Genomic DNA, 22,633 nt, shown 5'->3' with positions numbered 1-22,633 from the left:
AGGCGAAAGCCCGGGAACGTCCGTTACCGTTTGGCGTATTCGGTAAACACGTAGTCGCGACCCTTCACGATCGTGTGGCAGGCGAGCCCGCATTTCGCATCGTTGCCCTGCGGCGGGTTGCTGGCCTGCGTGCCGGGCGAAAAGGCGTCCGTGTCCTTGTCGCGGTCGAACACGGCGTAGCCCCAGCCACCGCTGTCCGCGAAGCGCTTGCTGTCCTTCACCATGAAGTCGACGTCGTGCTGCGTGGCGGGCACTGTCGCGGCGGGGAAGGTCTCGAGCTTCTTGGTGTTCCAGTGCACCTTGGCCATCTTCGAGCCGTCCGGGAACGGCTTGCCATTGCCGGGAATGCCGGACTTGAAGGCCTCGATCATGGTGGGGTTGGCCATGACCACGGCGAGCAGGCCGCCGTCTTCGCTGACGGAAACGACCTGCCAGCTCTCGTAGCCCCTGAACTCCGAGAAGGCCAGGCCGCCCGGCACCTTCAGTGCATACTTGTCCTGCGTGGAGACGGCAAAGGCCACGCTGGCGAGCGTGGTCACCATCAACAGAGTTCCCGCTATCACGAGTGTCGTCTTGCGCTTCATGGCTGATCCTGCCTCGCTGATTCCGGTGGGTGGGGTGAAGCTCTTGCTCAGGGCATGCTCATCGGTCTGGTGCGTGGTGCATCGATCAGGTTCGGTCCCTGCGCTCGGCCGGTGCATCGGGGTCATTGAGGACGACGCTGCGCCGGCCGAACATGCGTGCGTCCACGGAGTAGGCGCCCGGGCCGAGCAGCGCGAGCGCGACGGCGGCGAGCATGGAGATGCCCGCGCACTGCCACGCCGCGCCGCCGGTGCTGACCAGCGCGTACATCCCCGCCATGACGCAGCAGGAGGCGAGCACAGGCGTCGCCAATCCGATGATCAGCAGGAAGCAAAACACTTCCAGCAACCACGCCATGGCCGGAAACCGGGCCCGCACCGACTGCGTTGCCAGGCACAGCGACAGCGCCGCGGTGAGGCGCAGGCAAAGCAGGCCGACACCCGGCAAGCCGATGGGGAACATGGAGAAGAGACGCTGCATGGCCGTAGCCTAGGCGCGGGCCATGCCGGCAACAGCCCCACATGGTGGAGAGGCCCGCTCACCCTTTCGGGTGATGGCCGGAAACATTCGCCACGCAACCATCGGCCATGGCATTGCAATTGGCCTTACTTGGGCGAAGATCGATAACCAGCCGAGAGGTCGAGGAGAAGCGGGCAGTGGGGCAACGTGCGGACGGGGGTTCACCCCCGCATCAGCGTGAGCGTGCGTGGCTTCGGCGATGGGCCGCGCTGTTGTTGTGCGCCATGCTCGGGGCCACCGGTGCCGCTCATGCGGTAGATGCCAGCCGGCTGCTTTCGCAGTACGGGCATACCGCATGGCGCTTGCAGGACGGCGAGCTTCCCGCATCGGCCTATCCCATGGCCCAGACATCGGATGGCTATCTGTGGATCGGCACGCGCGCGGGCGTGGTGCGCTACGACGGCGCGCGATTCGTGCCGCTCGAGAGCTTGACCAGCGAACGCCTGAGCAGCTCCTTCATCATTGCCCTGCTTGGCGCGAAGGACGGCAGCCTGTGGATCGGCACGAACGCCGGGCTGAGCCGATGGAAGGACGGCCAGCTGACCGATTACCCGGGCGTGAATGCCGCCGTGGTATCGCTCGCGGAGGATCGCAGCGGCAAGATCTGGCTGCTTGCCAATGGCAGGGATGCCGAGCCGCTATGCGAGGTCACCGGATCGCGCGTGATCTGCCACGGCAAGAACGACGGGCTCGACGTGCCAGGCCTGTGTTGCGATCGCATGATCACCGACGGCGACGGCACCTTCTGGATGGGCACGGATACGTCGCTGGTCCAGTGGCGCGAACACACGCCATCGAGGGCCTTTCCCCTCGAGGCGAAGATCAACGCCGGCACGCCCGGTGCGCTGATCCTTGCGCGGGAACCCACGGGCGAGCTGTGGGCGGGCCTGCCCATGACCGGCGCGGGCCTCGGCCTGCAGCGCCTGGTGGGCGGGCAGTGGGAAGCGTTCCAATACCAGGGCCTGGAGGGAAGCTCGCTGGCCGTGCAAGCCATGCTGCGTGATCGCGAAGGCGCGCTGTGGATCGGCACCATCGATCACGGCATCTACCGGCTTGCCGCGGGCCGCGTGGATCACTTCGATTCCCGGGATGGCTTGACCGGCGACAGCATCTATTCCTTCTACGAAGACAGCGAAGGGAACATCTGGGTCGCGACATCGGGCGGAGTGGACCGGTTCCGCGACTTCAAGGTCTGGAGCTACTCGACACGCGAAGGCCTGGCCGTGGACGAAGTCGACTCGGTGCTGGCCACTCGCGACGGCAAGATCTGGGCAGGCACGGCCAACAGCCTGGATGTTCTCGAGCAGGGGCAATTCCATTCGCTGCGTGCCGGCAAGGAGCTGCCGGGCACTCAGGTGACTTCGCTGTTCGAGGACAACGCCGACCGCCTCTGGGTCGGCCTTGACGAGGGGCTGTGGATCTACGCCTCCGGAAAATTCACCGCCGTGCTCGATCAGGAGGGAAAGCCCCTCAGGGGCATGGTGTTCGGGCTGGCGCAGGACGGCGCGGGAGATGTGTGGGTGGTACTGCGCGGGCGCCCGTCGAACCTGGTCCGCCTGCGTGGCGATCGTGTCGTCGAGACATGGAAAACGCCGGCGTATCCTTCGGTGCGGTCCGTGGCGCCTGATCGCGCCGGCGGCCTGTGGCTTGGATTGACCCACGGCGACCTGGCGCGTCCCGGTACGACGTGGCAGCAGGTGAAGACGGGGCTGGATACGCCCGTGCTCGATGTGGCCGTGGCGCGCGACGGGCTGGTGCTCGGCGCGACGGGAAAGGGCCTGATCGCCTTCAAGGATGGCGCCTTGCGCGTGCTCACCATCAAGGACGGCTTGCCCTGCGACACGGTGAACGGACTGGTCGATGACGAGGACGGCTCGCTGTGGCTGGCCATGGCCTGCGGCCTTGCCAAGCTCCAGCTCGCGGATGTCGAGAGCGCGCTGCGCGATTCCGCGCATGCGGTGAACGTCACCGTGCTGGACGCGCTCGATGGCATGCGTTCCGGCCAGGCGCCGTTCCAGCGCAAGGTGGCGCGTGCGCCGGATGGCCGGCTGTGGCTGGCCAATGGCGTGGTGCTGCAGTCGTTCGATCCGCATGCGCATGCGAAGACAGGCGGCGCGCTGCCCATGCACATCGAAAGCCTGACCGCCGACCGGCAGCGCTATGCACTGGCCGCAGACCTGACGCTTCCGCCGCTGACCCACGACGTGCAGATCGATTACACGGCGATAGGGCTGGCCGTGCCGCAGCACATCCGCTTCCGCTACCGCCTCGATGGCCTGGATCCGGATTGGGTGGACGCAGGCCAGCGGCGCCAGGCGTTCTACACGGATTTGCCGCCAGGGAACTACCGCTTCCGCATCGCGGCCAGCAAGGACAACGGCGATTGGGAAGAGGCGGCCGCACCGCTGGCCTTCAGCGTGAAGCCGGCCTTCTACCAGACCAGCCTGTTCATGCTGCTGGTGGTGGCCCTGGCCGCATTGGCGCTATGGCTGCTGTTCGCCTGGCGGCTCGCGCAGGTCAAGGTGCAGATGCGCACGATATTCGAGGAACGGCATGCCGAGCGCGAGCGCATTGCGCGCGAGCTGCACGATACCTTCCTGCAGGCCGTGCAGGGTCTGATGCTGCGCTTCCAGTCGGCCATGGAGCGCATACCGCCGACGGAGCCGGCACGCGACCTGATGGAGCGCGCGCTCGATCACGCCGACGAGGTGATCATCGAAGGCCGCGACCGTGTGACCCAGCTGCGCGCGCTGGATCGCGCCGATACCAGCCTGGAAAACGCCATTCGCCACATGGGCGAGGAGCTGGCGCGCGATACCGCCACCACGTTCACGCTGACGGTGGAAGGCGCGCACCGCCCGCTCGATCCCGCGGCGAGCGATGAGATACTGGGCCTGGCCAAGGAGGCCATCGCCAACGCCTTTCGCCATGCGCGGGCCAGCTGCATCGACGTGAGCATCGGTTACGGGCGCAAGGGCCTGACGCTGGGCATTGTGGACGACGGCGTGGGCTTTGACGTGGAAGCGATCGCTGGAAACCGTCCCGCGGGACACTGGGGCCTGAAAGGCATGCATGAGCGCGCGCGGAACCTGCGCGCGCGGCTGGCGCTTTCCAGTCGCCCCGGCGCAGGCACGGCGCTGGAGTTGAGCGTGCCGGCGAGCATCGCGTTCCGTCCCTCGTTCAGGCGGTGGCGCCGCTCGCTGGATCTCGTCGGGCGCATGTTCAATAGACGCAGCGCGAAAGCCCGGCCCATCGATGACGACGAAGTGTGAAAGACGATGTCCACGAATGATTCCCACGTGATTACCGTGCTTGTGGTCGATGACCATCCGCTGCTGCGCGATGGCGTGGCGTTTGCGCTGTCCGGCGAACCGGACATGCGCATCGTGGCCTATGCGGCGGATGGCCGTTCGGCGATCGAGGCGTTTCGCGAGCACCGTCCGGACGTGACCCTGATGGATCTGCAGCTGCCCGACATGAGCGGCGTGGATGCGATGTGCGCCATCCGCTCGACGTTTCCGGAGGCGCGCATTCTTGTGCTGACCACGTATCGCGGCGACGTGCAGGTGGCCAATGCGCTGAAGCACGGCGCCAGCGGGTTTCTGCTCAAGGCGTCCCTGCGCAAGGAGCTACGCGATGCGATTCGTGCGGTGAAGGCGGGGCGCCGCGTCATTTCCCCAGACGCGGCGGCCGACCTTGCCGAATACATCGGTGGCGACATGCTTTCCGAGCGCGAGCTGCAGGTGCTCGAACGCGTTGCCCGCGGCTATGCGAACAAGCAGGTGGCTTCCGACCTCGGCATCAGCGAGGACACGGTGAAAGCCCATATGAAGAACATCATGTCCAAGCTCGATGCCAAGGACCGCACGCACGCCGTGGTGACCGCCGCGAAGCGTGGCTTTATCCAGATATAGGGCGCGGGGCGTTCAACCGGGCTTGAGATCGCCAACGAGGGTTGGCAGCAGTTCCGACACGGTGGGATGGATCGGCACGGCCCACTTCAAGGCGTCGAAAGGCTGATCGGCGCTCATCAGGTCGATCAGGCCATGAATGGCCTCGTCGCCGCTCACGCCCAGAATCGCGGCGCCCAGGATGCGCCGGGTATCGGCATCCGCCACCACTTTCATGAAGCCCTGCGTTTCGCCGCGCTCCACCGCGCGGCCGACGCGCGTCATGGGGCGTTTGGACATCAGCAGTCGCTTGCCGCTGGCCCGCGCCTGCGCATCGGTCATGCCGATCCGCCCCAGCGGCGGGTCGGTAAACAGCGCGTAGCCGGGGATGCGCGATGAAACGCGCCGCTGTTCTCCGTCGAGAAGATTCGCGGCGATGATCTCGAAATCGTTGTAGGCCGTATGCGTGAAAGCGCCACGGCCGTTGCAGTCGCCCATCGCCCAGATGCCGGGCACGTTGGTGGCGAGCGCATCGTCCACGACGATGTAGCCGTGCTCGTCGGTTTTCACGCCGGCATGTTCCAGCCCCAGATCGTCGGTGTTGGGGCGTCGGCCCACGGCAAGCAGTACGTGGCTGGCGACGACTTCCCTGTCGCCGGAAGTGCAATCGACCTTGACGATCGCGCCCTCGGCATGCGGTGCAAAGGCGATGCATTCGCTGTCGGTGCGTATGGCAATGCCCTCGGCTTCGAGCATGTTTCGCAGCGCTTCGGACACGTCTTCGTCTTCGCGCGCAATCAGTCGCGACTGGCGTTCCACCACCGTGACGCGGCAGCCGAAGCGCCGGAACATCTGCGCGTACTCCAGCCCGATGTAGCTGCCGCCGACCACGGCCAGATGCCGGGGCGGTTCGGAAAGCTGGAGTATCGAGGTATTGGTGAGATAGTGGATGTCGCCGATGCCGGGCATGTCTTCCGGTACGCGCGCACGGCCGCCCACGTTGAGGAAGATGCGCGGCGCGCTGATCACCTCGCCGTCGACGCGCAGCGTGTCGGGGCCCTCGAAGCGGGCATGCCCGCGCAGCACGGTCATGCGGTCCATGCCGGCGAGCCAGGCTTCCACGTTGCCACGCGCGGTTTCCGTCACCTTGTGCGCCCGCGCCATCACGCGCGGAAAATCGATGCCGACGTCGCCGTTGAGCACCACGCCATAATCCGCCGCACGCCGCACCTGATGCGCTACGCGCGCGCTGGCCACCAGGGTCTTGGTGGGCATGCAGCCGGTATTGACGCAGGTGCCGCCGAAGAGATGGCGCTCCACCAGCGCCACCTTCATCCCCGCTGCGGTCAGGCGGCCAGCCAGCGACGGACCGGCTTGCCCGGCGCCAACGATGATGGCATCGAAAGAACGAGTCATGGCTGAGTTCCGGATAGTGGGCGCGTGATGCCTGAGTGAGGCGGCGATACGCGCGCATCGCCATGCAGGATGCTGCACCATCGCGGGCTGCACGTGGTGAAGGGAAGATGACGTCGCCGCCATGCGCAGGCGACGACGCCTCTCCGTTCACGCCATCACGACCGAACGTGCCGCTTCGATCAAAGGCCGATGATGCTCTTGGGCTCCAGATACGCCTCCAGGCCAAAGACGCCGTATTCGCGTCCCAGACCCGATTGCTTGAACCCGCCGAACGGCGCCTTGGGTTCGTGGGTGAGCGTGTTGATCATCACGCGGCCCGCGTCGATGCGCGCCGCCACGCGCGCGCCGCGCTCGATGTCGCTGGTAGTCACGTAGGCGGACAGGCCATAGCTGGTGTCGTTGGCGATGGCGATGGCTTCCTCTTCGTCGTCATAGGCGATGATCGACAGCACCGGCCCGAAGATTTCCTCGCGGGCGATGGTCATGTCGTTGCGCACGTCCGTGAACAGGGTGGGGCGCACCAGCCAGCCGCGCGTATGGCCGTCCGGTCGGCCCTCGCCGCCGGCCAGCAGGCGCGCGCCTTCCTCGATGCCCTTGCGGATGTAGCCCTGCACGCGTTCCCACTGTTTGCGGCTGACCATGGGGCCCACCACGGTGTCGGGATTCGCGGGATCGCCCGCCACCGTGGCTTCGACCACGGTCTTCGCAAGCGCCTCGAATTCCGCCAGGCGAGCGCGCGGCACCAGGATGCGCGTGCCGGCGATGCAGGCCTGTCCGCTGTTCATGAAACCCGCCTGGATCGCCAGCGGCACGGCGGTGGCGAAGTCGGCGTCATCCAGGATCAGGGTGGGCGATTTGCCGCCGAGTTCCAGCGTCACGCGCTTCACGTCGTTGCCGGCAGCGCGCAGGATGCCCTTGCCCACGGCAGTGGAGCCGGTGAAGGAGATCTTGCGCACGTCCGGGCTTTCCACGATGGCCGCGCCAACGACATCGCCGCGGCCGGTCACGATGTTGAACACGCCGGCGGGCGCGTTGGCTTCGTGCAGCGCCTCCGTCACGATGCGCGTCTGCAGCGCGCTCATCTCGCTGGGCTTGATCACGGCGGTGCAGCCGGCGGCCAACGCGGTGGAGAGCTTGCTGGCGATAAAGCCGGCGTTGCTGTTCCACGGCGTGATCATGCCCACCACGCCTGTCGGCTGCATCACCACGCGCGCCGTGCCCAGCTGGCGCTGGAAGTCGTACGCCTCCATGGTGTCGATGGCCTGCAGAAACACCTGGGCCGCGTTGCGTGCCGTCCACCGCGCGAAGGCGGCGGGAGCGCCGTATTCCTGTGTTATGGCGGCAAACAGTTCGTCCTCGCGCGCGGCCATGGCGGCGTGCATGCGGCGCAACAGCGCGGCACGTTCCGCCAGCGTGGTGCGCGACCAGGCGGGCAGGGCGCGTTTGGCGGCCGCGATGGCGCGGCGCGCGTCCTCGGCGTCGGCAAGGCGCACGGTGCCGATCACGTTTTCGGTGGCGGGGTTGAACAGGTCGAAGCGCTCCTCGCCGTGCGGGGTGGCGAAGGCGCCGTCGATATAGACGTGGTCGATGTGGAACATGGTGGTTCTCCTTGGAAGGGGTGCCTGCCAAGGATGCGGGTCGCGCATTGCCTTGATAAGCTGCACAAAGAAGAATGCGGCGTTAAGCGGGGGCGGATAATGCGCAGTGGCCTGACCGAGCTCGAAGCCGTGCTGGCGGTGGCCCGGCGCGGCAGTTTTCGCGCGGCCGCGGCCGAGCTGGAGATGTCCACCTCCGCGCTGAGCCAGTCGGTGGCGGCGCTGGAAGCGCGAATCGGCACGCGGCTGTTCCATCGCACCACGCGCAGCGTGCGCCTGACTGAAGCCGGCGAGCGTTTCGTGGCGGAAGTGGCTCCGGCGGTATCCGGCATCCGCAGTGCGATGGAGCGTGCTGGCGAGTCGGCCGATGCACCCGCCGGCACCCTGCGCCTGAACACGTCGACGGGTGCGGCGCGTCGCCTGATGAAGCCGCTGCTGATCCCGTACATGCATCGTTACCCGCGCGTGCAGCTGGAACTGGTCACCGAAGCCCGCCTGATCGACATCGTGCGGGAGGGCTATGACGCCGGCTTCCGCACCCTGGACATCGTGCCGGGTGACATGGTGGCCGTGCCGGTCGGGCCGCCCATCCGCCACGCGGTGGTCGGTTCGCCCGCGTATTTCGCCAGGCATGGGCGGCCACAGCATCCCGGCGATCTGGTCCGGCACGTGGCGGTACGCGCGCGCCTACCGTCGGGGCATATCTACCACTGGGAGTTCGAGCGCCGCGGTGAAACCCTGGCCGTGGACGTGCCGGGCGTTGTCACGCTGGACGAGCCCCACCTGCTGCGCGAAGCGGCCCTCGCCGGATTGGGGCTGGTCTATTTGAGCGAATACGACGCCGAAGCCGACCTCGCCGCCGGACGGTTGCAGCGTGTGCTGGAAGACTGGACGCCTCCCTACGACCGACTGGCCCTCTACTACCCCGGCCGCCACCACTTGCCCGCACCGCTGCGCGCGCTGGTGAACATGATCAAGGAGATGGGGTAGGCGAGCGCGGCGTGTGCTCGACACGAACGACCCAGAGCGGATAGCTATAAGTCTGGGACGTGGTAGGCCTCGCGACCTGGGTTAGTCTTCGGATTTCGAATGTGCGATTTGGGCGAGCCATGAATCCGCCATCCAGCGCTGACCGCGATACTCCGGCTTCCTTTCACGAAGAAGTGATTGTGGGGAAACCAATTGCGGTGGTTTGGAACCATCTGGTCAACCTTCACAGCATGCGTGAATGGCTCGGCGGTGACGATTACTCCGTGGAGGTGGAAACGACGTGGATGCGGGGAAGAGCGATTATCATTCGCGGCACGCACCACCTTCCGTTCGAGAACAGGGGTGTGGTCCTGGCATTTCAGCCGTGCGAAGAGGTGAGCTTCACGCATCTCAGTTCGTTGTCCCGCCTGCCGGATCATCCGTCGAACTATACGAAACTGCGTTTTGCGGTTCATGCCGATGGGCAAAGTGCGGTCTTGAAATTCGAGGCATCAGGATTTCCCACGATGTCCATCTATCGACATCTGCAGTTTTACTGGGCTAGAACGCTTGATGCGTTCAGGCAATATGTAGAGTCGCAATAAGTCGTTGGATGGGAAGCACGCGCTTTTGGCCCAAAAGCCGCAGGCGCGACGCATGCGGTCAGGGGAAGATTTTTCGGCGAATTTGGTGCCGATCGTCGGCAACGACCTAACGCCCATGCCGCGGTAGATGGCGGCTGCGGCGCGTGGCTAGGTCTTTGGCGCAAGCCCCATCTTGGCCAACGTCAAGGTTTCATCCGCTCTCCCCCAGCCGCCGTCTGTCACTTCCTCGACGAGCACCATGGAGTAAGGCCGAACGCCTTCGCCGAAGTATTCGACAAACATGGCGGTGGTTCGATGGATGATTTCCTCCTTGCGGGTCGCATCAATGACACCTTCAGGAAATTTGAAATTGGCGAACGGCATTGGGCAATCCTCGTGTGAATGGAAAAGTCTGTTTCCGTCTATAGGGCGGCTATGAACGGAAACGCGAGGTATGTTGGCGTTCCCTCTGGCGCGCATAAATAGCGGCAGGTCGAAATCACTATTCCGTCGCAACGAACAATCATTTGTGGAATAACCGTGCCTTGTTCGCAGGCCCACGTGTCGTTGGCCGCGGTGTCGTTACTGGATGGCGCGCTTGGCGATGTCCTCCACGAGGGCATCGGAGTCGATCACGCTCGTATTGCCCAGCATGATGATCGTGATGTCCCGGTCCATCACATGGAAGAACTGAGCCTGTGTGCCCATGATGAGGCCGGGGCGCTTGATTACCGGATGCCTGACGCCCTTGACGGTGAGCTGGTAGGACCATAGGCCGTCACCGTATTCATCCAGCCCGGGCTTGATCATCCGATCCAAGGTGGCTGGTGCGATCAGCTGGCCGCCGAACAGGGCATGGGCGAACTTCAACAGATCGCCCGTCGTGGAGTACATGGCGCCCGCGGCATACCAGTTTTCGGGATATACCGGCAGCTCCCGGGAGAGAACTTTGTTGTCGTCGGGAAACCAATACGAATCGGCGAGCCGGTCGACGATGTCGCCATGGTGGAGTACGCCGCTGTCGGTCATGTGCAAGGGGTCGAGGATGCGCTCCTTGAGCACCTGCTCGTAGGGTTGGCCACACAGACGAGTGATGATCTTGCCGAGGACGACGTAGTCGGCGTTGTTGTAATTGAACTTCTCCCCAGGCGTGCTGACCAGCTTGCCTGCGCTGAACTGGGCCAGCAGCTGATCGCTGGTGTGCGGCAGCTGGTAAATGGGCATGCCCTCCCTCAGTGCCGTGGCCTGGTCGATGATCGCATCGAAACTCGGTAGGCCTGAGGTGTGGTTGAGCAGCTGTTGGATCGTCACCTTGCTACCTGCCTCGCCGGGATAGTCCGGCAGGTAGGTCTTGATGGGTTGATCGAGATCGATACGACCCTGTTCGACCAGTTGCAGGATCAGTACCGAAGTAAAGAGCTTGGTGACGGAGGCAATCTTGAATCGCGTCTGCGGCGTATTGGCGACTCGAAAAGGGATGTTGGCAAGGCCGTAACTCCGGACGAGTTGGCTTCCATCGTGCCATTGCACCAGGATGGACCCGCTGTAGTGGTGGGCATCTGCATACTGGTCGACAAAGTCCCTCACGGCTCGGGTCTGGGCAAACAGATGGGCGGAACACAGCAGGCAGATCATCGCGACCATGCAACGCATAACTGACTCCCGGGCAGAGGACAAGGATGGATCGGTGGTTGCAGGCTCAACGCTGAACCGCGCGATTCAGTCGATTGCATTGAGCTTAGTCACCACGATCCCGCGCTGGTGATTCCATGCGACGAAAGCGGCCATGGAGCGACGAAGCGGGCGAAGGCCGGGATGAAATGCGTGGGTGCCCCGGATTCGCCGCGATTGCCGGTGGGGTTCTGACCGCGCCAGGCCGCGCAAGGTAAAGAACCCGCCGCCAAATGGCGCAGCATCTGCCGAAACAGGCTTTTCAAGAAGCCTGGCGATTAGCCACGGAAGGAAGACGGTTTTTCCTGAAGGTCAGCCATAGCGCGGACAGCAGGAAATACAGGCCGCCGAACGCCGCGTAGGGTGCAAGTTGTGCAATGCCCGGGGCGATGCCGAAAGATCGCTTGATGAAGAAGATCCCGGCCAGTGCTGACTGCGCGCCGCTGAGTATCATGAAGGCTTGCCCGCCCAGTTTTCGGCGGCCGACGCCCACGGCAAGTTGAAACAGCCCCGCAAGCAATGCCCACGCTCCAAATACCAGCACGGCTCCGGCATTGCCGCGCAGGGCAAAGGCCGCGGCCATGCAAACCGCCGTGACGATGCTGGTGAGCGCGTTGAATCTCTGGCCCGGGTTCGCTTTTAGCCCTCCGCTTCGTCGTGCATCGATCACGTTGGCGGCGGCATCCCATGCGGGATAGAGCACCAGCAGCGTGCCCACGACGAGCGCGGGCGCGGATCCCGAGATGACGGCGAAAGCGGCCCAGGCGAAGGCGACGCCTGCACGAAGAAAGTAATAGTTGCGAAGTGAGTCCATGAGCGGGTCCATGTGTTGGCGAAATAACCGACTTACAGGTAGGCACTTCGTCGCCTGGACCGGTTTGGTTACACCTGATGCAAATCGCGCGTCGCGGGCATCCGGCTCGCGGATGCGTGCATCGCCATGTCACACAACGGACAATTTCATTGTCATATTCGCGAACCCATGACGATGCCTTGATAATGCCTCGCGTTACTGAACTGACATAAGTTACCGTTACCATCCTTGAGCATTGTTTCGCGTGGCGGCGTTCGACGCAGGGACCAGTCATCGGGTCTTGGGGAAGTACTTCATGTCGCACGCCTGGTGGGCGCTCGCGTTGTCGGGTTGGCTTTGGTGGGGGGCGAGCCATGCAGATGAATTACGGTCGACGGTCGACGTGGCGGCGGACGCCTCGGCAAGCCTCTACCGATTCGATATCGGGCCGCAGCCCTTGAGCGCGGCGGTGAAGTCGTTCAGTGATGTGACCGGGCAGTCGCTGCTGGTGGACGAGCGCCTGCTTGCCGGAAGAATGTCGCCCGGCGTGCGCGGCGAATTCACTGCGGAAGATGCCCTGCGCCGTTTGCTGGCCGGCACCGGTTTGCGCGAGCGCTACGCATCGGAGAAGGCCTTTACGCTCGAATCCTTCGACAGCGCAGCCGCTCAGGCTTCGGGCGATGCCGACTCGCCGGATTCGAGCAACGCGATCTGGGAAGCCTACGGCGCGTCTCTTCAGGCATCGCTGGAGCGCGAGCTCTGCCGCGTGCCGGGCGCGAAGCCGGGCAGCTATCGGCTGGCCTTGCAGGTATGGGCGGATGACGGGGGCAGGGTGAATCGCGTGCGCCTGCTGGGCAGCACGGGAGAGCAGGCGCGGGACGCCGCGATCGATCGCGTGCTGGAGGGCGTGAAGGTCGAGCCCCCGCCGGCCGGCCTCGGCCAGCCGATGACCTTGCTGCTGCTGCCCACGGGCGCATCGCATGCCTGGCATTGCGCGACGCCGGTCGCGTCACGCGCCTGAGGTTGGCGAATGGAAGCGCCGACGTTGTCCCTGCTCGGTCTTTTCCTGGAATGGCAACCGGAGCTGCGCCGCCGCCTGCGCCGCCGGCTGGGTTCCGACGAGCTGGTCAACGACGTCTTGCAGGAAACCTATCTGCGCGTAGAGCGGATGGGCGACGACTCAGTGGTGTCGCACAACCCGGCGGGCTACCTGTTCCGCATGGCGCTGAACGTGGCGGCCGACCAGCGGCAGGCGGAGTCGCGTTATCTCACGGGCGAAGAGGTCGACGAGCTGCTGCATTTCGCCGACGACTCGCTGGACCCTGCGCGCATCGTCCATGCGCGCATGGAGGTGGCAGCGCTGGAGCGGGCGATGGGGGAACTGACCGAGCGCCAGCGCGCGATCCTGATCGCCGCCCGGGTGGATGACTTGCCGCAGCAGGAGATTGCCGACCGTTTCCGCATTTCCGTGCGCATGGTGGGCAAGGAGCTGCGGCGGGCGCTCGAACATTGTGGACGGCGTCTCGATCGCCGTGTGGTCCAGCGGTTCGGTCCCGGCGCGGGAAAAGAGTCTTGAGGGTATGAGCCTGCCTTCTTCCCGCCTGGATCACGACTCCCCGCTGCACCGCGAGGCGCGCGACTGGCTGCTTTTGCTCACCTCAGGCCGCGCCACCACGGACGACGCCACGGGCTTCAAGCGCTGGTGCGGCCTGAGTGCCGAGCATGCGCAGGCGTTCGCGGAAACCCGCCTGATGTGGGAAAACCTGCAAGTGGCGGCCCGCCACGTGTTGCAGAAGGAACAGGCGGCGAAGGCGCCGGCGCCCCGGCGCATGACGCGGCGCGCCTTCCTGGGTGGCGCGGTGGCGGCATCGGCGGCGCTGCTGGTTGCGCGCTCGCCGCTGCACATGTGGCCCAGCCTGCCCGATGCCCTGGCCGACTATCGCACCGCCACCGGCGAGCAGCGGCAGGTGGCGCTGGCCAATGGCGTCGTGGTGGAAATGAACACGCAGACCGCCATGAACGTGCGCATGGCCGGCGGGCGCGCTGTGGGCATCGAGTTGCTGACGGGGGAAATCCAGTTGAAGGTGCCCAGCACGCTGCCGGGCAGCTTCGACGTACAGGCTTTGCAGGGAGGCATCCACGCGGCCTCGGGCGCGCTGTGCAACGTGCGCTGCCTTGATGGCCAGGTCCAGGTCACGGGCTTGGACGGCAACGTCCGCGTGGAATACCAGGGACGGTCGGAGCTGCTGGGGCAAGCCCAGCAGGCTGCCTATGGCGAGCAGGGCCTTGGCCCCGCGGTGGCCGCCGATACGGATGAGACGGTTGCGTGGCGTCGCCGCGTGCTGGTGTTCGACAACCGGCCGCTGTCGGACGTCATCGCGGAGATCAACCGCTACCGGCCCGGCCGCATCATCCTCACCAACGACGTGCTGGCGGCACGCAAGGTGCACGCGCAGGTATCGCTCAACCAGCTGGGCGACGTCGCATCGCTGATCCACCAGGCCTTTGGCGCGTCGGTGCACAGCTTGCCCGGCGGCATCGTGCTGGTGAGCTGAGTTTTCCTTCCTGTTGCCGAATCGTGGCGTGCTTTGCGGGCGCGGCGTTGCCGCGTCATGCCCGGGTGCATGACGGCGCAGATGACAGATTCGTGTCTTGCCGGGCGAAAAGTGCCTGAAACAGTCGCTGACATGAATTTTTCGTGACTTGAGTTCAGTCCCGCATGCGGTCCTCCGTCTTTCTGGGCAAGGACGAATGCAAGGGCTCGGATGCCCACTTCTTCTTCCGCCCGGACCCGTCCGGGCGGCCATATCGGCAAGAGGGAAGGGCGACCCCGGCGGGTGCGCCCGGGGACGATTTTGCGTGATGGAAACGAACGACGTATGGCCGTATGGAAGGCCATCTCCGCGGCGGTCAGGCAGCCTCGTTCATCGTCGCTGTGCGCCTGTTGTGCCTGCCATGGATCGGACACCTGCCTGTCGTCTTTCGGTTAGAAACGCCAGCCTAACCTCCCGTTTCGCGCTCGCGCGAACCACGCTGCGAGTCAACCGGAGGCGGGCGTGCGCATGAGCGGCAAGGGAATGGCGTGGCGGCAGTGGCCTTTGAAACCCCTGGCTCTGGCCCTGCTGTGCGCGTGCGGCGCGGCGCAGGCCCAGCCGCAGAAGGCCGCCGCCGGGCAGCCGCCGGCGCGCTTCGACGTGAACGAGTACCTGGTGCGCGGCAACCACCTGCTCAACGCGGTGGAGATCGAGCAGACGGTGGAGCCGTTCCTTGGTCCCAGCCGCAGCCTGGATGACGTGCACGCGGCGCGCGATGCGCTGCAGAAGGCTTACCAGGCGAAGGGCTATCAGTCCGTGGTGGTGGAGCTTCCGCCGCAGCAGGTGAAGAACGGCGTGCTGTTGCTGCAGGTGGTGGAGAACAGCATCGGCCGCGTGCGCGTGGAGGGCGCGAAGTATCACTCGCCCGAGGCCATCCGGGACGCGGTGCCGTCGCTTGCCGAGGGCTCGGTGCCCAATTTCACCAAGGCCCAGGCGGAACTGGCCCAGGTCAATGCGCAGCCCGGGCAGCAGGTGGTGCCGGTGCTCAAGCCCGGTACCTTGCCGCAGACCATGGACGTGACGCTCAAGGTCACCGATACGTATCCGTTGCATGCCAGCCTGGAGGTCAACAACGACCACAGCGCGGACACGCCCGAGCTGCGCACCATCGCCAACGTGCGCTACGACAACCTGTGGCAGGCGGGGCACGCCATTTCCGCCACCTATATCGTGGCGCCGCAGAACCGCAACGCGGCCGAGGTGTATGCCTTGTCGTACCTGGCGCCGCTGAGCACCAGCTGGAGCCTGCTGGGTTCGGGCTACAAGTCCAACAGCAATGCGAACACGCTGGGCGGCACCAACGTGCTGGGCAAGGGCCATGCGTTCACGCTGCAGGCCACGCGCAACCTGCCGCTGCTGGGGGCTTACAGCCAGTCGATCTCGTTCGGCATCAACCACAAGCACTTCGACCAGAACATCACCCTGGGCGAGCAGACCTCGAAGGTGCCGATCACCTACGACCCGGTGTTCGTGTCCTACACCGGCCAGCGCAGCGGCGACAAATCCAACCTGGCATTTACCGCCGCGCTGAACCTCGGCATCAGCGGCCTGGGCAGCTCACGCACGGAGTTCGACAACCTGCGCTACAAGGCTAAGGACAACTACGCCTACCTGCACACGGACCTGACCTATACGCACTTGCTGGGCGGCGATTTCGCGCTGGCCGTGCGCGGCAGCGTACAGCTGGCCGACTCGCCGCTGATTTCCAGCGAGCAGTTCGCGGCGGGCGGTGCGAGCAGCGTACGCGGCTACCTGGCCGCGGAAGACACCGGCGACAACGGCGCCGTGGCCTCGGTGGAACTGCGCAGCCCGTCGGTTGCTGACAAGCTCGGCAGCTTTGTCGACGACTGGCGCTTCCACCTGTTCCTGGATGGCGGGCGCGTGCTGCTGATCGATCCGCTGCCCGACCAGCGCAGCCGCTTCAGCCTGCTCAGCACCGGCGTGGGCACGCGCTTCAGCCTGTTCCGCGCGGTGAATGCCGAACTCCAGTACGCCTATCCGCTGCATGACGGCGCGCGCACGCGCAGCCATGACGGGCAGGTGCTCTTCAGCCTCAAGGCCAGCCTGTGAGAGGCGCGCCCATGACTTGCTCATTCAACGGATTCTTGCCGCATAGGGGTGGAACGACGATGCGTTACCTGATCTTTGCTTGCCTGCTATGCCTCTCGTGGCTGGCGCGCCCAGCCATGGCTGCCGACGTGGCGTGGTGGAACGACGACTGGACCTATCGAAAGGCCATCACCATCGACACCACGCCCAAGGGCGCGGCCCTCACCTCGGCCACCGGCCGCGTGGCCCTGCTGGTGCGCCTGCATTCGGGCAATTTCCAGTTCGACGGCGTGGCGAAGAACGGCGCGGACCTGCGCTTCATCGCCGCCGACGGCAAGACGCCGCTGAACTACGAAGTGGAAACCTTCGACCCAGTGATGGGCGTGGGGCAGATCTGGGTGGACGTGACCGATCTGCCGGCCAATGCCCAGCAGACCATTTGGATGTACTACGGCAACAGCAAGGCGCCGGCGCAGAGCAGCGGCGCGGCGACCTTCGATGCCGACTACACCCTGGTGTATCACTTCGACGACGCGGCCGGCAGCCTGCCCAGGGACGCCACGGCCTACGCCAACAATGCGCTCAAGGGCGCCGCGCGCACGGTGGACGGCGGCATCGTCGGGCGCGCAGCGCGCTTCGACGGCAACTCGGTAATCGAGATCCCGGCCAGCACCTCGCTCAACGTGGCCGACAACGGCAACTTCAGCTTCAGTGCCTGGGTGAAGCTCGATGCGCTGCCCACGGCGCCGACCGCGATCTATGCGCGCCGCCAGGAAGGCCGCGCCTTCGTCATCGGGCTGGATGGCGGCGTGCCGTTCGTGGAGGTGGATGGCGCACAGCCGCAGCGTTCGTCGGCGGGCGAGCCGCTGAAGGCCGGGCAGTGGACGCATCTTGCGGTGACGTCCGGCGCGGGCCATGTGCGCCTGTACGTGGACGGCCACCCCTACGGCGACATCGCGGTGGCGATGCCGGCCTTGAGTTCCGTCGCCACGCTCGGCGGCGACGCCGCTGGCGCGGCCACTCCGCTGGCGAACTTCAGCGGCGAGCTGGACGAGGTGCGCCTGTCGCGCGTCGCCCGTCCGGACACGCTCATCGCCGTGGAAGCCGCGTCGCAGGGCGCGGAGTCGCGCCTGCTGCAGTACGGCGAGGACGAAAAGAAATCGGGCTTCGGCTTCGGCTACTTCGGCATCATCGTCAAATCGGTCACGGTCGACGCCTGGGTGGTGATCGGCATCCTGCTGGTGATGGCGCTGATCTCCTGGGTGGTGATGTGGAACAAGGCGCGCTACGTCAGCAGCGTCACCAACGCCAATGACCGCTTCCTCGACCGCTTCCGCGGGCTGGGCAGCGACCTGCTCGGCATGGGCGACGAGCGCAGCCACGCCAGCGAGTTCGCGGATTCCTCGCTGTATCGCCTGTACGAGATCGGCAAGAAGGAAGTGTGGCGCCGCCGCGACGGCCACGGCCGCGTGGTGATCGCCAGCGAGTCGATCGAGGCGATCCGCGCGGTGATGGATTCCACCCTGGTACGCGAGAACCAGAAGCTGTCGCGCTCCATGGTGATGCTGACCATCGCGATATCCGGCGGCCCGTTCCTTGGCCTGCTCGGCACCGTGGTGGGCGTGATGATCACCTTCGCCGCCATCGCGGCGGCGGGCGACGTCAACGTCAACGCCATCGCGCCCGGCATCGCCGCCGCCTTGCTCGCCACCGTGGCCGGCCTGTTCGTCGCGATTCCCGCGCTGTTTGGCTACAACTACCTGTTGACGCGCAACAAGGCGGTGACGGCGAACATGCAGGTGTTCGTGGACGAGTTCGTCACGCGCCTCGCCGAGCTTCATCGGGACATCGACCAGACCACGGTCACGGCCTGAGGAGAGCGGCCATGCAGGTTCAAGACGACGACAAGCCGTACGACGACATCAACATCACGCCCATGCTCGACCTGGCGTATGTGCTGCTGGTGATCTTCATCATCATGACCACGGCCTCGGTGCAGGGCGTGAAGGTGAACCTGCCCAAGGCCAGCGCGTCGGTCAGCCTGGCCAAGCCGCAGACCAAGGCGATCACCGTGTCCGACAGCGGACAGATCTTCCTGGATGCCTTTCCGGTGACGCTGGGCGAGCTGGAGCAGCGCCTGCGCACGCAGAAGGCGATCACGCCCGATTTCCCGGTGATCGTGAAGGGCGACTCCAACGTGCAGTACCAGAAGGTGGTCGACATTCTTGACCTGCTGCGGCGACTGGACCTGTCGCAGGTCGGCCTGGTCACCGGCAAGCAGCAAGGTTGACGGTGCGAGGGCCAGCCATGAACGCACCGGCACCAAGCAATGGCGGATGGAAACGCTGGCGCGGGCGTCTCGTCGTCGCGGCGGTGGCGATCGCCGCCGGACTGCTGCTGTGGCATTTCGCGGGGCACCAGGTGGGCGTGCGGCGATCCGCGCCGCGCATCGCCACCATCACGCCGCTGCCGCCACCGCCTCCGCCGCCCAAGGAAAAGCCGCCCGAGCCGAAGAAGGTCGAGGAGACCAAGCAGGACGTGCCCAAGCCCAACGAGCCGATGAAGCCGGTCGAAGCGCCGAAGCAGGCGCCCGATCTCGCCAAGCAGGTGACCATCAATGGCCCGGCGCAGGCCGGCAACGACTCGTTCAACATCGGCGCCGGCGATGGCGGCGGCATGGTGGGCAGCGGTGGCGGCAACGGCGTTGGCGGCGCCTCCTACGAGCAATACCTCGGCTATGCGCTGCAGCAGGCGATCGAGCGCGACGACCGCACGCGCCGGCTGGCGTTCGACGTCAAGGCCAGCCTGTGGATCGAACCCGATGGCCGCGTGTCGCGCGTGGAGCTGGTGACGCCCAGCGGCTCGTCCAACACCGACCAGGCCTTGATCAGCGTGCTGCAGGGCCTGCGCATCGACACGCCGCCGCCATCCACCTTGCACATGCCGGTGCGCGCGGCCATCCGCGGGCGGCGACCGGCATGAACACTTCGATTTTGTTCTTCCCTTGCTTGCCGCACGGCAACACCACGCATTGGAGAAAGTCATGAGTTCCAGGAATGTCCTCCGCGCGGGCGCGCGCCTGTCGCGCCGCGCGCTGTGCGCCAGCATCGCCCTGTTGCTGGCCGCCCACGCCGTGCCCGCGCTGGCGCAGGATGCCGCGCCGTCGCCCAACGCCACCATCAACCTGATCCGCCTGATGGTGAAGAAGGGCCTGATTTCGCAGGCCGATGCGGATGGCCTGATCACCCAGGCGAACGCCGAGGCGAAGCAGGCGCAGCGCGTGGCCGCCGCCGCGCCGGCCGCGCTGCCGCCGGCGGACGGCGCGCAGCCGGGCGACGTGCGCGTGACCTACGTGCCGCAGAGCGTGCGCAACGAGATCCGTGACCAGGTGAAGCAGGAAGTGATCGCGCAGGCCAAGACCGAGCACTGGGCCACGCCAAACGCCTTGCCGGAATGGCTGGACCGCATTAGCTGGTCCGGCGACATCCGCGTGCGCAACGAGTGGTGGCTGTACAGCCGCAACAACTCGCCGTACTTCATCGACTACGCGTCGTTCAACCGCAACGGCCCGTTCGACATCAATAAGATCTCGCAGGGCGTCAACCCGCCCATCCTCAACTCGCAGCAGGATCGCCTGAACATTCTCGACATGCAGGCGCACCTGGCGATGACGGCGAAGGTGGCCGACACGGTGACGGCCGGCGTGCGCATCGGCACCGGCAACGACAACAACCCGGTGTCCACCACGCAGACGCTGGGCGGCGGCCTGGTGAAGAAGGACATCTGGCTGGACCGCGCGTGGATCCAGTGGCAGCCGTACAGCTGGGGCTCGCTGACGTTCGGCCGCATGGCCGATCCGTTCTTCGTCACCGACCTGATCTACTCGCCGGAACTCAACTTCGACGGCATCGCCGGCAAGTTCAAGGTGCCGTTCAACAACGACTTCGAAGGCTTCGCCACGGCCGGCATGTTCCCCATCCAGTACACCGGCAACAACACGCCGTCGCAGGGCTTCGGCTACGACAAGAACGCGAGCAACAGCCGCTGGCTGTCCGCCGCGCAGCTGGGCCTGACCTGGCACATCGACGAAGACATGAAGTGGAGCACCGCGCTGGCGTACTACTTCTTCGACGGCATGCGCGGCAAGCTGTCGGCGCCGTGCCCCATCTACACCGGCGTGGACTATTGCAGCACCGACGACAACGCGCCCTCGTACATGCTCAAGGGCAATACGCTGTTCCTGCTGCGCGACATCGTGCCCGATCCGTCCTCGCCGAGTAACTACGCGCAGCCCCAGTTCGTGGGCCTGTCGTACGACTACCACTTGGCCAACATCACCTCCACCTTCGATTTCAAGATCGGCGAGACGCCGGCCCGCATCCAGGCGGACTACGTGCGCAACATGGCCTACCACGCCAGGGATGCGCTGACGCGCTACGCCAACGGCCTGGGCGCGCCGGTGAACAACTACGAGAGCGGCGCCTCGGCGACGGAGTCGGGCCCGTACAAGAGCGGCCCGGTGGGCTGGCTGGTGCGCGGCATCGTCGGCAATCCGAACCCGATGGCGGCGAACGACTGGAATGTCACCTTCGGCTACAAGTACCTGCAGCCGGACGCCGTGCTCGATGGCCTGACCGACGTGAACTTCCACCTTGGCGGCACCAATGCCAAGGGCTTCATCCTCACCGTCGACTACGGCATCGCCACGCGCACCTGGCTGTCGGCGCGCTACTTCAACGCCAAGCAGGTGTACGGGCCGCCGCTGTCCATCGATGTCGTGCAGCTTGAGATCAACACCAAGTTCTGAGGAGATGGCGCATGAACACCTTCACTCGCCTGGCGACGTCGCTCGCGCTGCTCGGCCTGGCCGGTTCGCTGCACGCGCAGACACTGGAGGAACAACTGCGCAGCCAGCTGCGTGATACCCGCAGCCAGCTGCAGGACCTGCAGAACGAACAGGCCAGCTGGCAGGCGCAGAAGGCGTCCGTGGAGGGCGAACGCGACCAGGCACGCAAGGCGCTGGAACAGGCGCAGGCGGAGCTGGCGCGCTACAAGTCCGGCGCGGCTGGCGACGGCGCAGCGCTGAAGAGCGAGCGCGATGCGCGCCAGCGCGCGGAGGAGGCCGTGGCGCAGGGGCGCACGGCTGCCGCCGAGAGCGCCGCGCGCCTGCAGGAGCAGCAGTCCCACAACGCGGCGTTGACCACGCAGCTCGACGGCGTGCGCAAGGAGCTGTCCACCTGCACCGCGCGCAACGAGGCGATGTACAAGATCGGCAACGAAGTGATCGACGCCTACGCGCATATCGACATGGGCACGGTCATGGCGTCGCGCCAGCCCTTTGCCGCCTCGTCCCGCGTGAAGCTGGAGAATGCGGCGCAGGGCTACGGCGACCGTCTCTACGAGCAGCGCTACCGTCCCGCCGCCGAGGCGCCGCAGCCGTGATCGCCTTGGGCGCGCGTTGGCGAAAGCCGCTGCGCGCGTTACGGCGAGTCGTCGGGTGGATGGCGTTGTGCTGCCTGTGCGGTTTGCCGGCGATGGTGCAGGGGCAGGCGGTGGCATCGTCGACGGCTGCGGCCAGTTGCGTGGACGTCAGCATCAACCAGCAATCGGTGCTGGCGTTCGATTGCCTCAGCCGCGTGCTGGCGGCAGGAGCGGCGAGTTCCGCTGCGCCGGCGCCGGCGCTCGATGCGGTGGCCAACGAGCCTTCCAATCGCCAGGTGGGCCAGTACAACTTTTCCGCGCTCAGCCATCGCATGGGTTCCAACCTGGGCAAGTCGGTGCTGCCGCAGCGGCCGCCGCCGACGTATGCGCCCACGCCCGCCGCGCAACTCGCGCCGGTGCATTGAATGCCTGCGCATGACAGCCGATGTGACGGTGCGATGTCGGCGTCGCAAGCCGATCCGAGCGGGCCGGATGCTTATGAAGTTTTGGTGACAAAGGTTCAGTCGAGCCGCGCAGCGGACGTCTTTAC

At 65.8% G+C, this 22,633-nt stretch carries 21 protein-coding genes; 14 read left to right on the top strand and 7 right to left on the bottom strand.

Features of this window, described 5'->3' with window-relative positions:
- Nucleotides 1–23: 23 nt before the first annotated feature.
- Together BDW41_RS02985 and BDW41_RS02980 are read right to left on the bottom strand one after the other, a co-directional pair.
- On the bottom strand, nt 24–584 hold the full coding sequence (locus BDW41_RS02985; RefSeq protein WP_074546481.1) for a cytochrome P460 family protein: 561 nt from the start codon (nt 582–584) through the stop codon (nt 24–26).
- 85 nt (nt 585–669) lie between these two features.
- The gene (locus BDW41_RS02980; RefSeq protein WP_074546479.1) at nt 670–1,062 is read right to left on the bottom strand and encodes a hypothetical protein; all 393 of its coding nucleotides are present in this window, start codon (nt 1,060–1,062) and stop codon (nt 670–672) included.
- A 263-nt stretch (nt 1,063–1,325) separates the two neighbouring features.
- On the opposite strand from BDW41_RS02980, the gene BDW41_RS02975 reads away from it, so the two are divergent.
- Both BDW41_RS02975 and BDW41_RS02970 read left to right on the top strand, forming a co-directional pair.
- Nucleotides 1,326–4,373, top strand: coding sequence for a sensor histidine kinase (locus BDW41_RS02975; RefSeq protein ID WP_074546477.1), 3,048 nt, complete (start codon nt 1,326–1,328; stop codon nt 4,371–4,373).
- 6 nt (nt 4,374–4,379) lie between these two features.
- Complete coding sequence (locus tag BDW41_RS02970) at nt 4,380–5,015, top strand: response regulator transcription factor (protein ID WP_074546475.1); 636 nt, start codon at nt 4,380–4,382, stop codon at nt 5,013–5,015.
- 12 nt (nt 5,016–5,027) lie between these two features.
- Here BDW41_RS02970 and BDW41_RS02965 read toward each other — a convergent pair whose 3' ends face one another.
- A complete protein-coding gene (locus BDW41_RS02965; protein WP_074546473.1) occupies nt 5,028–6,407 on the bottom strand; it encodes an FAD-containing oxidoreductase in 1,380 nt (459 codons plus the stop codon).
- Between the two features lie 179 nt (nt 6,408–6,586).
- The gene (locus tag BDW41_RS02960; RefSeq protein ID WP_074546471.1) at nt 6,587–8,005 is read right to left on the bottom strand and encodes an aldehyde dehydrogenase family protein; all 1,419 of its coding nucleotides are present in this window, start codon (nt 8,003–8,005) and stop codon (nt 6,587–6,589) included.
- 99 nt (nt 8,006–8,104) lie between these two features.
- On the opposite strand from BDW41_RS02960, the gene BDW41_RS02955 reads away from it, so the two are divergent.
- Nucleotides 8,105–8,992, top strand: coding sequence for a LysR family transcriptional regulator (locus BDW41_RS02955; RefSeq protein WP_074546469.1), 888 nt, complete (start codon nt 8,105–8,107; stop codon nt 8,990–8,992).
- Between the two features lie 119 nt (nt 8,993–9,111).
- Nucleotides 9,112–9,576, top strand: a complete 465-nt coding sequence (locus BDW41_RS02950) for an SRPBCC domain-containing protein (RefSeq protein WP_083337482.1) — start codon at nt 9,112–9,114, stop codon at nt 9,574–9,576.
- Between the two features lie 147 nt (nt 9,577–9,723).
- Here BDW41_RS02950 and BDW41_RS02945 read toward each other — a convergent pair whose 3' ends face one another.
- The 3 genes from BDW41_RS02945 to BDW41_RS02935 form a co-directional block, all read right to left on the bottom strand.
- Nucleotides 9,724–9,939 (bottom strand): tautomerase family protein, encoded by a 216-nt coding sequence (locus BDW41_RS02945; protein ID WP_074546465.1) that lies wholly within the window; start codon nt 9,937–9,939, stop codon nt 9,724–9,726.
- A gap of 198 nt (nt 9,940–10,137) precedes the next feature.
- Nucleotides 10,138–11,199: a serine hydrolase domain-containing protein gene (locus tag BDW41_RS02940; protein ID WP_233496752.1), complete on the bottom strand. Its 1,062-nt coding sequence runs from the start codon at nt 11,197–11,199 to the stop codon at nt 10,138–10,140.
- A gap of 289 nt (nt 11,200–11,488) precedes the next feature.
- The gene (locus BDW41_RS02935; RefSeq protein ID WP_199535261.1) at nt 11,489–12,040 is read right to left on the bottom strand and encodes a hypothetical protein; all 552 of its coding nucleotides are present in this window, start codon (nt 12,038–12,040) and stop codon (nt 11,489–11,491) included.
- A gap of 295 nt (nt 12,041–12,335) precedes the next feature.
- Between BDW41_RS02935 and BDW41_RS02930 the strand changes: the two genes are divergently transcribed.
- The 10 genes from BDW41_RS02930 to BDW41_RS02885 all read left to right on the top strand — a co-directional run bounded on the left by BDW41_RS02930 (nt 12,336) and on the right by BDW41_RS02885 (nt 22,508).
- On the top strand, nt 12,336–13,040 hold the full coding sequence (locus tag BDW41_RS02930; RefSeq protein ID WP_110301521.1) for an STN domain-containing protein: 705 nt from the start codon (nt 12,336–12,338) through the stop codon (nt 13,038–13,040).
- A gap of 9 nt (nt 13,041–13,049) precedes the next feature.
- Nucleotides 13,050–13,595: an RNA polymerase sigma factor gene (locus BDW41_RS02925; protein WP_074546457.1), complete on the top strand. Its 546-nt coding sequence runs from the start codon at nt 13,050–13,052 to the stop codon at nt 13,593–13,595.
- 4 nt (nt 13,596–13,599) lie between these two features.
- On the top strand, nt 13,600–14,574 hold the full coding sequence (locus BDW41_RS02920) for a FecR domain-containing protein (protein ID WP_074546455.1): 975 nt from the start codon (nt 13,600–13,602) through the stop codon (nt 14,572–14,574).
- Nucleotides 14,575–15,117: 543 nt separating this feature from the next.
- Nucleotides 15,118–16,683 (top strand): ShlB/FhaC/HecB family hemolysin secretion/activation protein, encoded by a 1,566-nt coding sequence (locus BDW41_RS02915; protein WP_233496751.1) that lies wholly within the window; start codon nt 15,118–15,120, stop codon nt 16,681–16,683.
- A 59-nt stretch (nt 16,684–16,742) separates the two neighbouring features.
- A complete protein-coding gene (locus tag BDW41_RS02910; protein ID WP_074546450.1) occupies nt 16,743–18,536 on the top strand; it encodes a DUF2341 domain-containing protein in 1,794 nt (597 codons plus the stop codon).
- Between the two features lie 11 nt (nt 18,537–18,547).
- Entirely contained in the window at nt 18,548–18,952 is a 405-nt protein-coding gene (locus BDW41_RS02905; protein ID WP_074546448.1) for a biopolymer transporter ExbD, read from the top strand.
- Between the two features lie 17 nt (nt 18,953–18,969).
- Nucleotides 18,970–19,644, top strand: coding sequence for a TonB C-terminal domain-containing protein (locus BDW41_RS02900; protein ID WP_074546446.1), 675 nt, complete (start codon nt 18,970–18,972; stop codon nt 19,642–19,644).
- A gap of 61 nt (nt 19,645–19,705) precedes the next feature.
- Entirely contained in the window at nt 19,706–21,469 is a 1,764-nt protein-coding gene (locus BDW41_RS02895; RefSeq protein WP_074546444.1) for a putative porin, read from the top strand.
- 11 nt (nt 21,470–21,480) lie between these two features.
- Entirely contained in the window at nt 21,481–22,104 is a 624-nt protein-coding gene (locus BDW41_RS02890; protein WP_074546442.1) for a hypothetical protein, read from the top strand.
- Between the two features lie 59 nt (nt 22,105–22,163).
- Nucleotides 22,164–22,508 carry a hypothetical protein gene (locus BDW41_RS02885; RefSeq protein ID WP_146217293.1) on the top strand — a complete coding sequence of 115 codons (345 nt, stop codon included), beginning with the start codon at nt 22,164–22,166 and terminating at the stop codon, nt 22,506–22,508.
- Nucleotides 22,509–22,633: the final 125 nt, after the last annotated feature.

This window comes from Dyella sp. AtDHG13, assembly GCF_003201105.1.
Taxonomy (GTDB): Bacteria; Pseudomonadota; Gammaproteobacteria; order Xanthomonadales; family Rhodanobacteraceae; genus Dyella; species Dyella jiangningensis_B.
The sequence above is the reverse complement of the archived record's forward strand: the minus strand, read 5'-3'. Positions and strand labels throughout refer to the sequence as shown.

Coding starts and splice junctions, on each gene's coding strand:
- BDW41_RS02985 (WP_074546481.1), bottom strand. CDS start 584: ATGAAGCGCAAGACGACACTCGTGATAGCGGGAACTCTGTTGATGGTG.
- BDW41_RS02980 (WP_074546479.1), bottom strand. CDS start 1,062: ATGCAGCGTCTCTTCTCCATGTTCCCCATCGGCTTGCCGGGTGTCGGC.
- BDW41_RS02975 (WP_074546477.1), top strand. CDS start 1,326: ATGCTCGGGGCCACCGGTGCCGCTCATGCGGTAGATGCCAGCCGGCTG.
- BDW41_RS02970 (WP_074546475.1), top strand. CDS start 4,380: ATGTCCACGAATGATTCCCACGTGATTACCGTGCTTGTGGTCGATGAC.
- BDW41_RS02965 (WP_074546473.1), bottom strand. CDS start 6,407: ATGACTCGTTCTTTCGATGCCATCATCGTTGGCGCCGGGCAAGCCGGT.
- BDW41_RS02960 (WP_074546471.1), bottom strand. CDS start 8,005: ATGTTCCACATCGACCACGTCTATATCGACGGCGCCTTCGCCACCCCG.
- BDW41_RS02955 (WP_074546469.1), top strand. CDS start 8,105: ATGCGCAGTGGCCTGACCGAGCTCGAAGCCGTGCTGGCGGTGGCCCGG.
- BDW41_RS02950 (WP_083337482.1), top strand. CDS start 9,112: ATGAATCCGCCATCCAGCGCTGACCGCGATACTCCGGCTTCCTTTCAC.
- BDW41_RS02945 (WP_074546465.1), bottom strand. CDS start 9,939: ATGCCGTTCGCCAATTTCAAATTTCCTGAAGGTGTCATTGATGCGACC.
- BDW41_RS02940 (WP_233496752.1), bottom strand. CDS start 11,199: ATGGTCGCGATGATCTGCCTGCTGTGTTCCGCCCATCTGTTTGCCCAG.
- BDW41_RS02935 (WP_199535261.1), bottom strand. CDS start 12,040: ATGGACTCACTTCGCAACTATTACTTTCTTCGTGCAGGCGTCGCCTTC.
- BDW41_RS02930 (WP_110301521.1), top strand. CDS start 12,336: ATGTCGCACGCCTGGTGGGCGCTCGCGTTGTCGGGTTGGCTTTGGTGG.
- BDW41_RS02925 (WP_074546457.1), top strand. CDS start 13,050: ATGGAAGCGCCGACGTTGTCCCTGCTCGGTCTTTTCCTGGAATGGCAA.
- BDW41_RS02920 (WP_074546455.1), top strand. CDS start 13,600: ATGAGCCTGCCTTCTTCCCGCCTGGATCACGACTCCCCGCTGCACCGC.
- BDW41_RS02910 (WP_074546450.1), top strand. CDS start 16,743: ATGCGTTACCTGATCTTTGCTTGCCTGCTATGCCTCTCGTGGCTGGCG.
- BDW41_RS02905 (WP_074546448.1), top strand. CDS start 18,548: ATGCAGGTTCAAGACGACGACAAGCCGTACGACGACATCAACATCACG.
- BDW41_RS02900 (WP_074546446.1), top strand. CDS start 18,970: ATGAACGCACCGGCACCAAGCAATGGCGGATGGAAACGCTGGCGCGGG.
- BDW41_RS02895 (WP_074546444.1), top strand. CDS start 19,706: ATGAGTTCCAGGAATGTCCTCCGCGCGGGCGCGCGCCTGTCGCGCCGC.
- BDW41_RS02890 (WP_074546442.1), top strand. CDS start 21,481: ATGAACACCTTCACTCGCCTGGCGACGTCGCTCGCGCTGCTCGGCCTG.
- BDW41_RS02885 (WP_146217293.1), top strand. CDS start 22,164: ATGGCGTTGTGCTGCCTGTGCGGTTTGCCGGCGATGGTGCAGGGGCAG.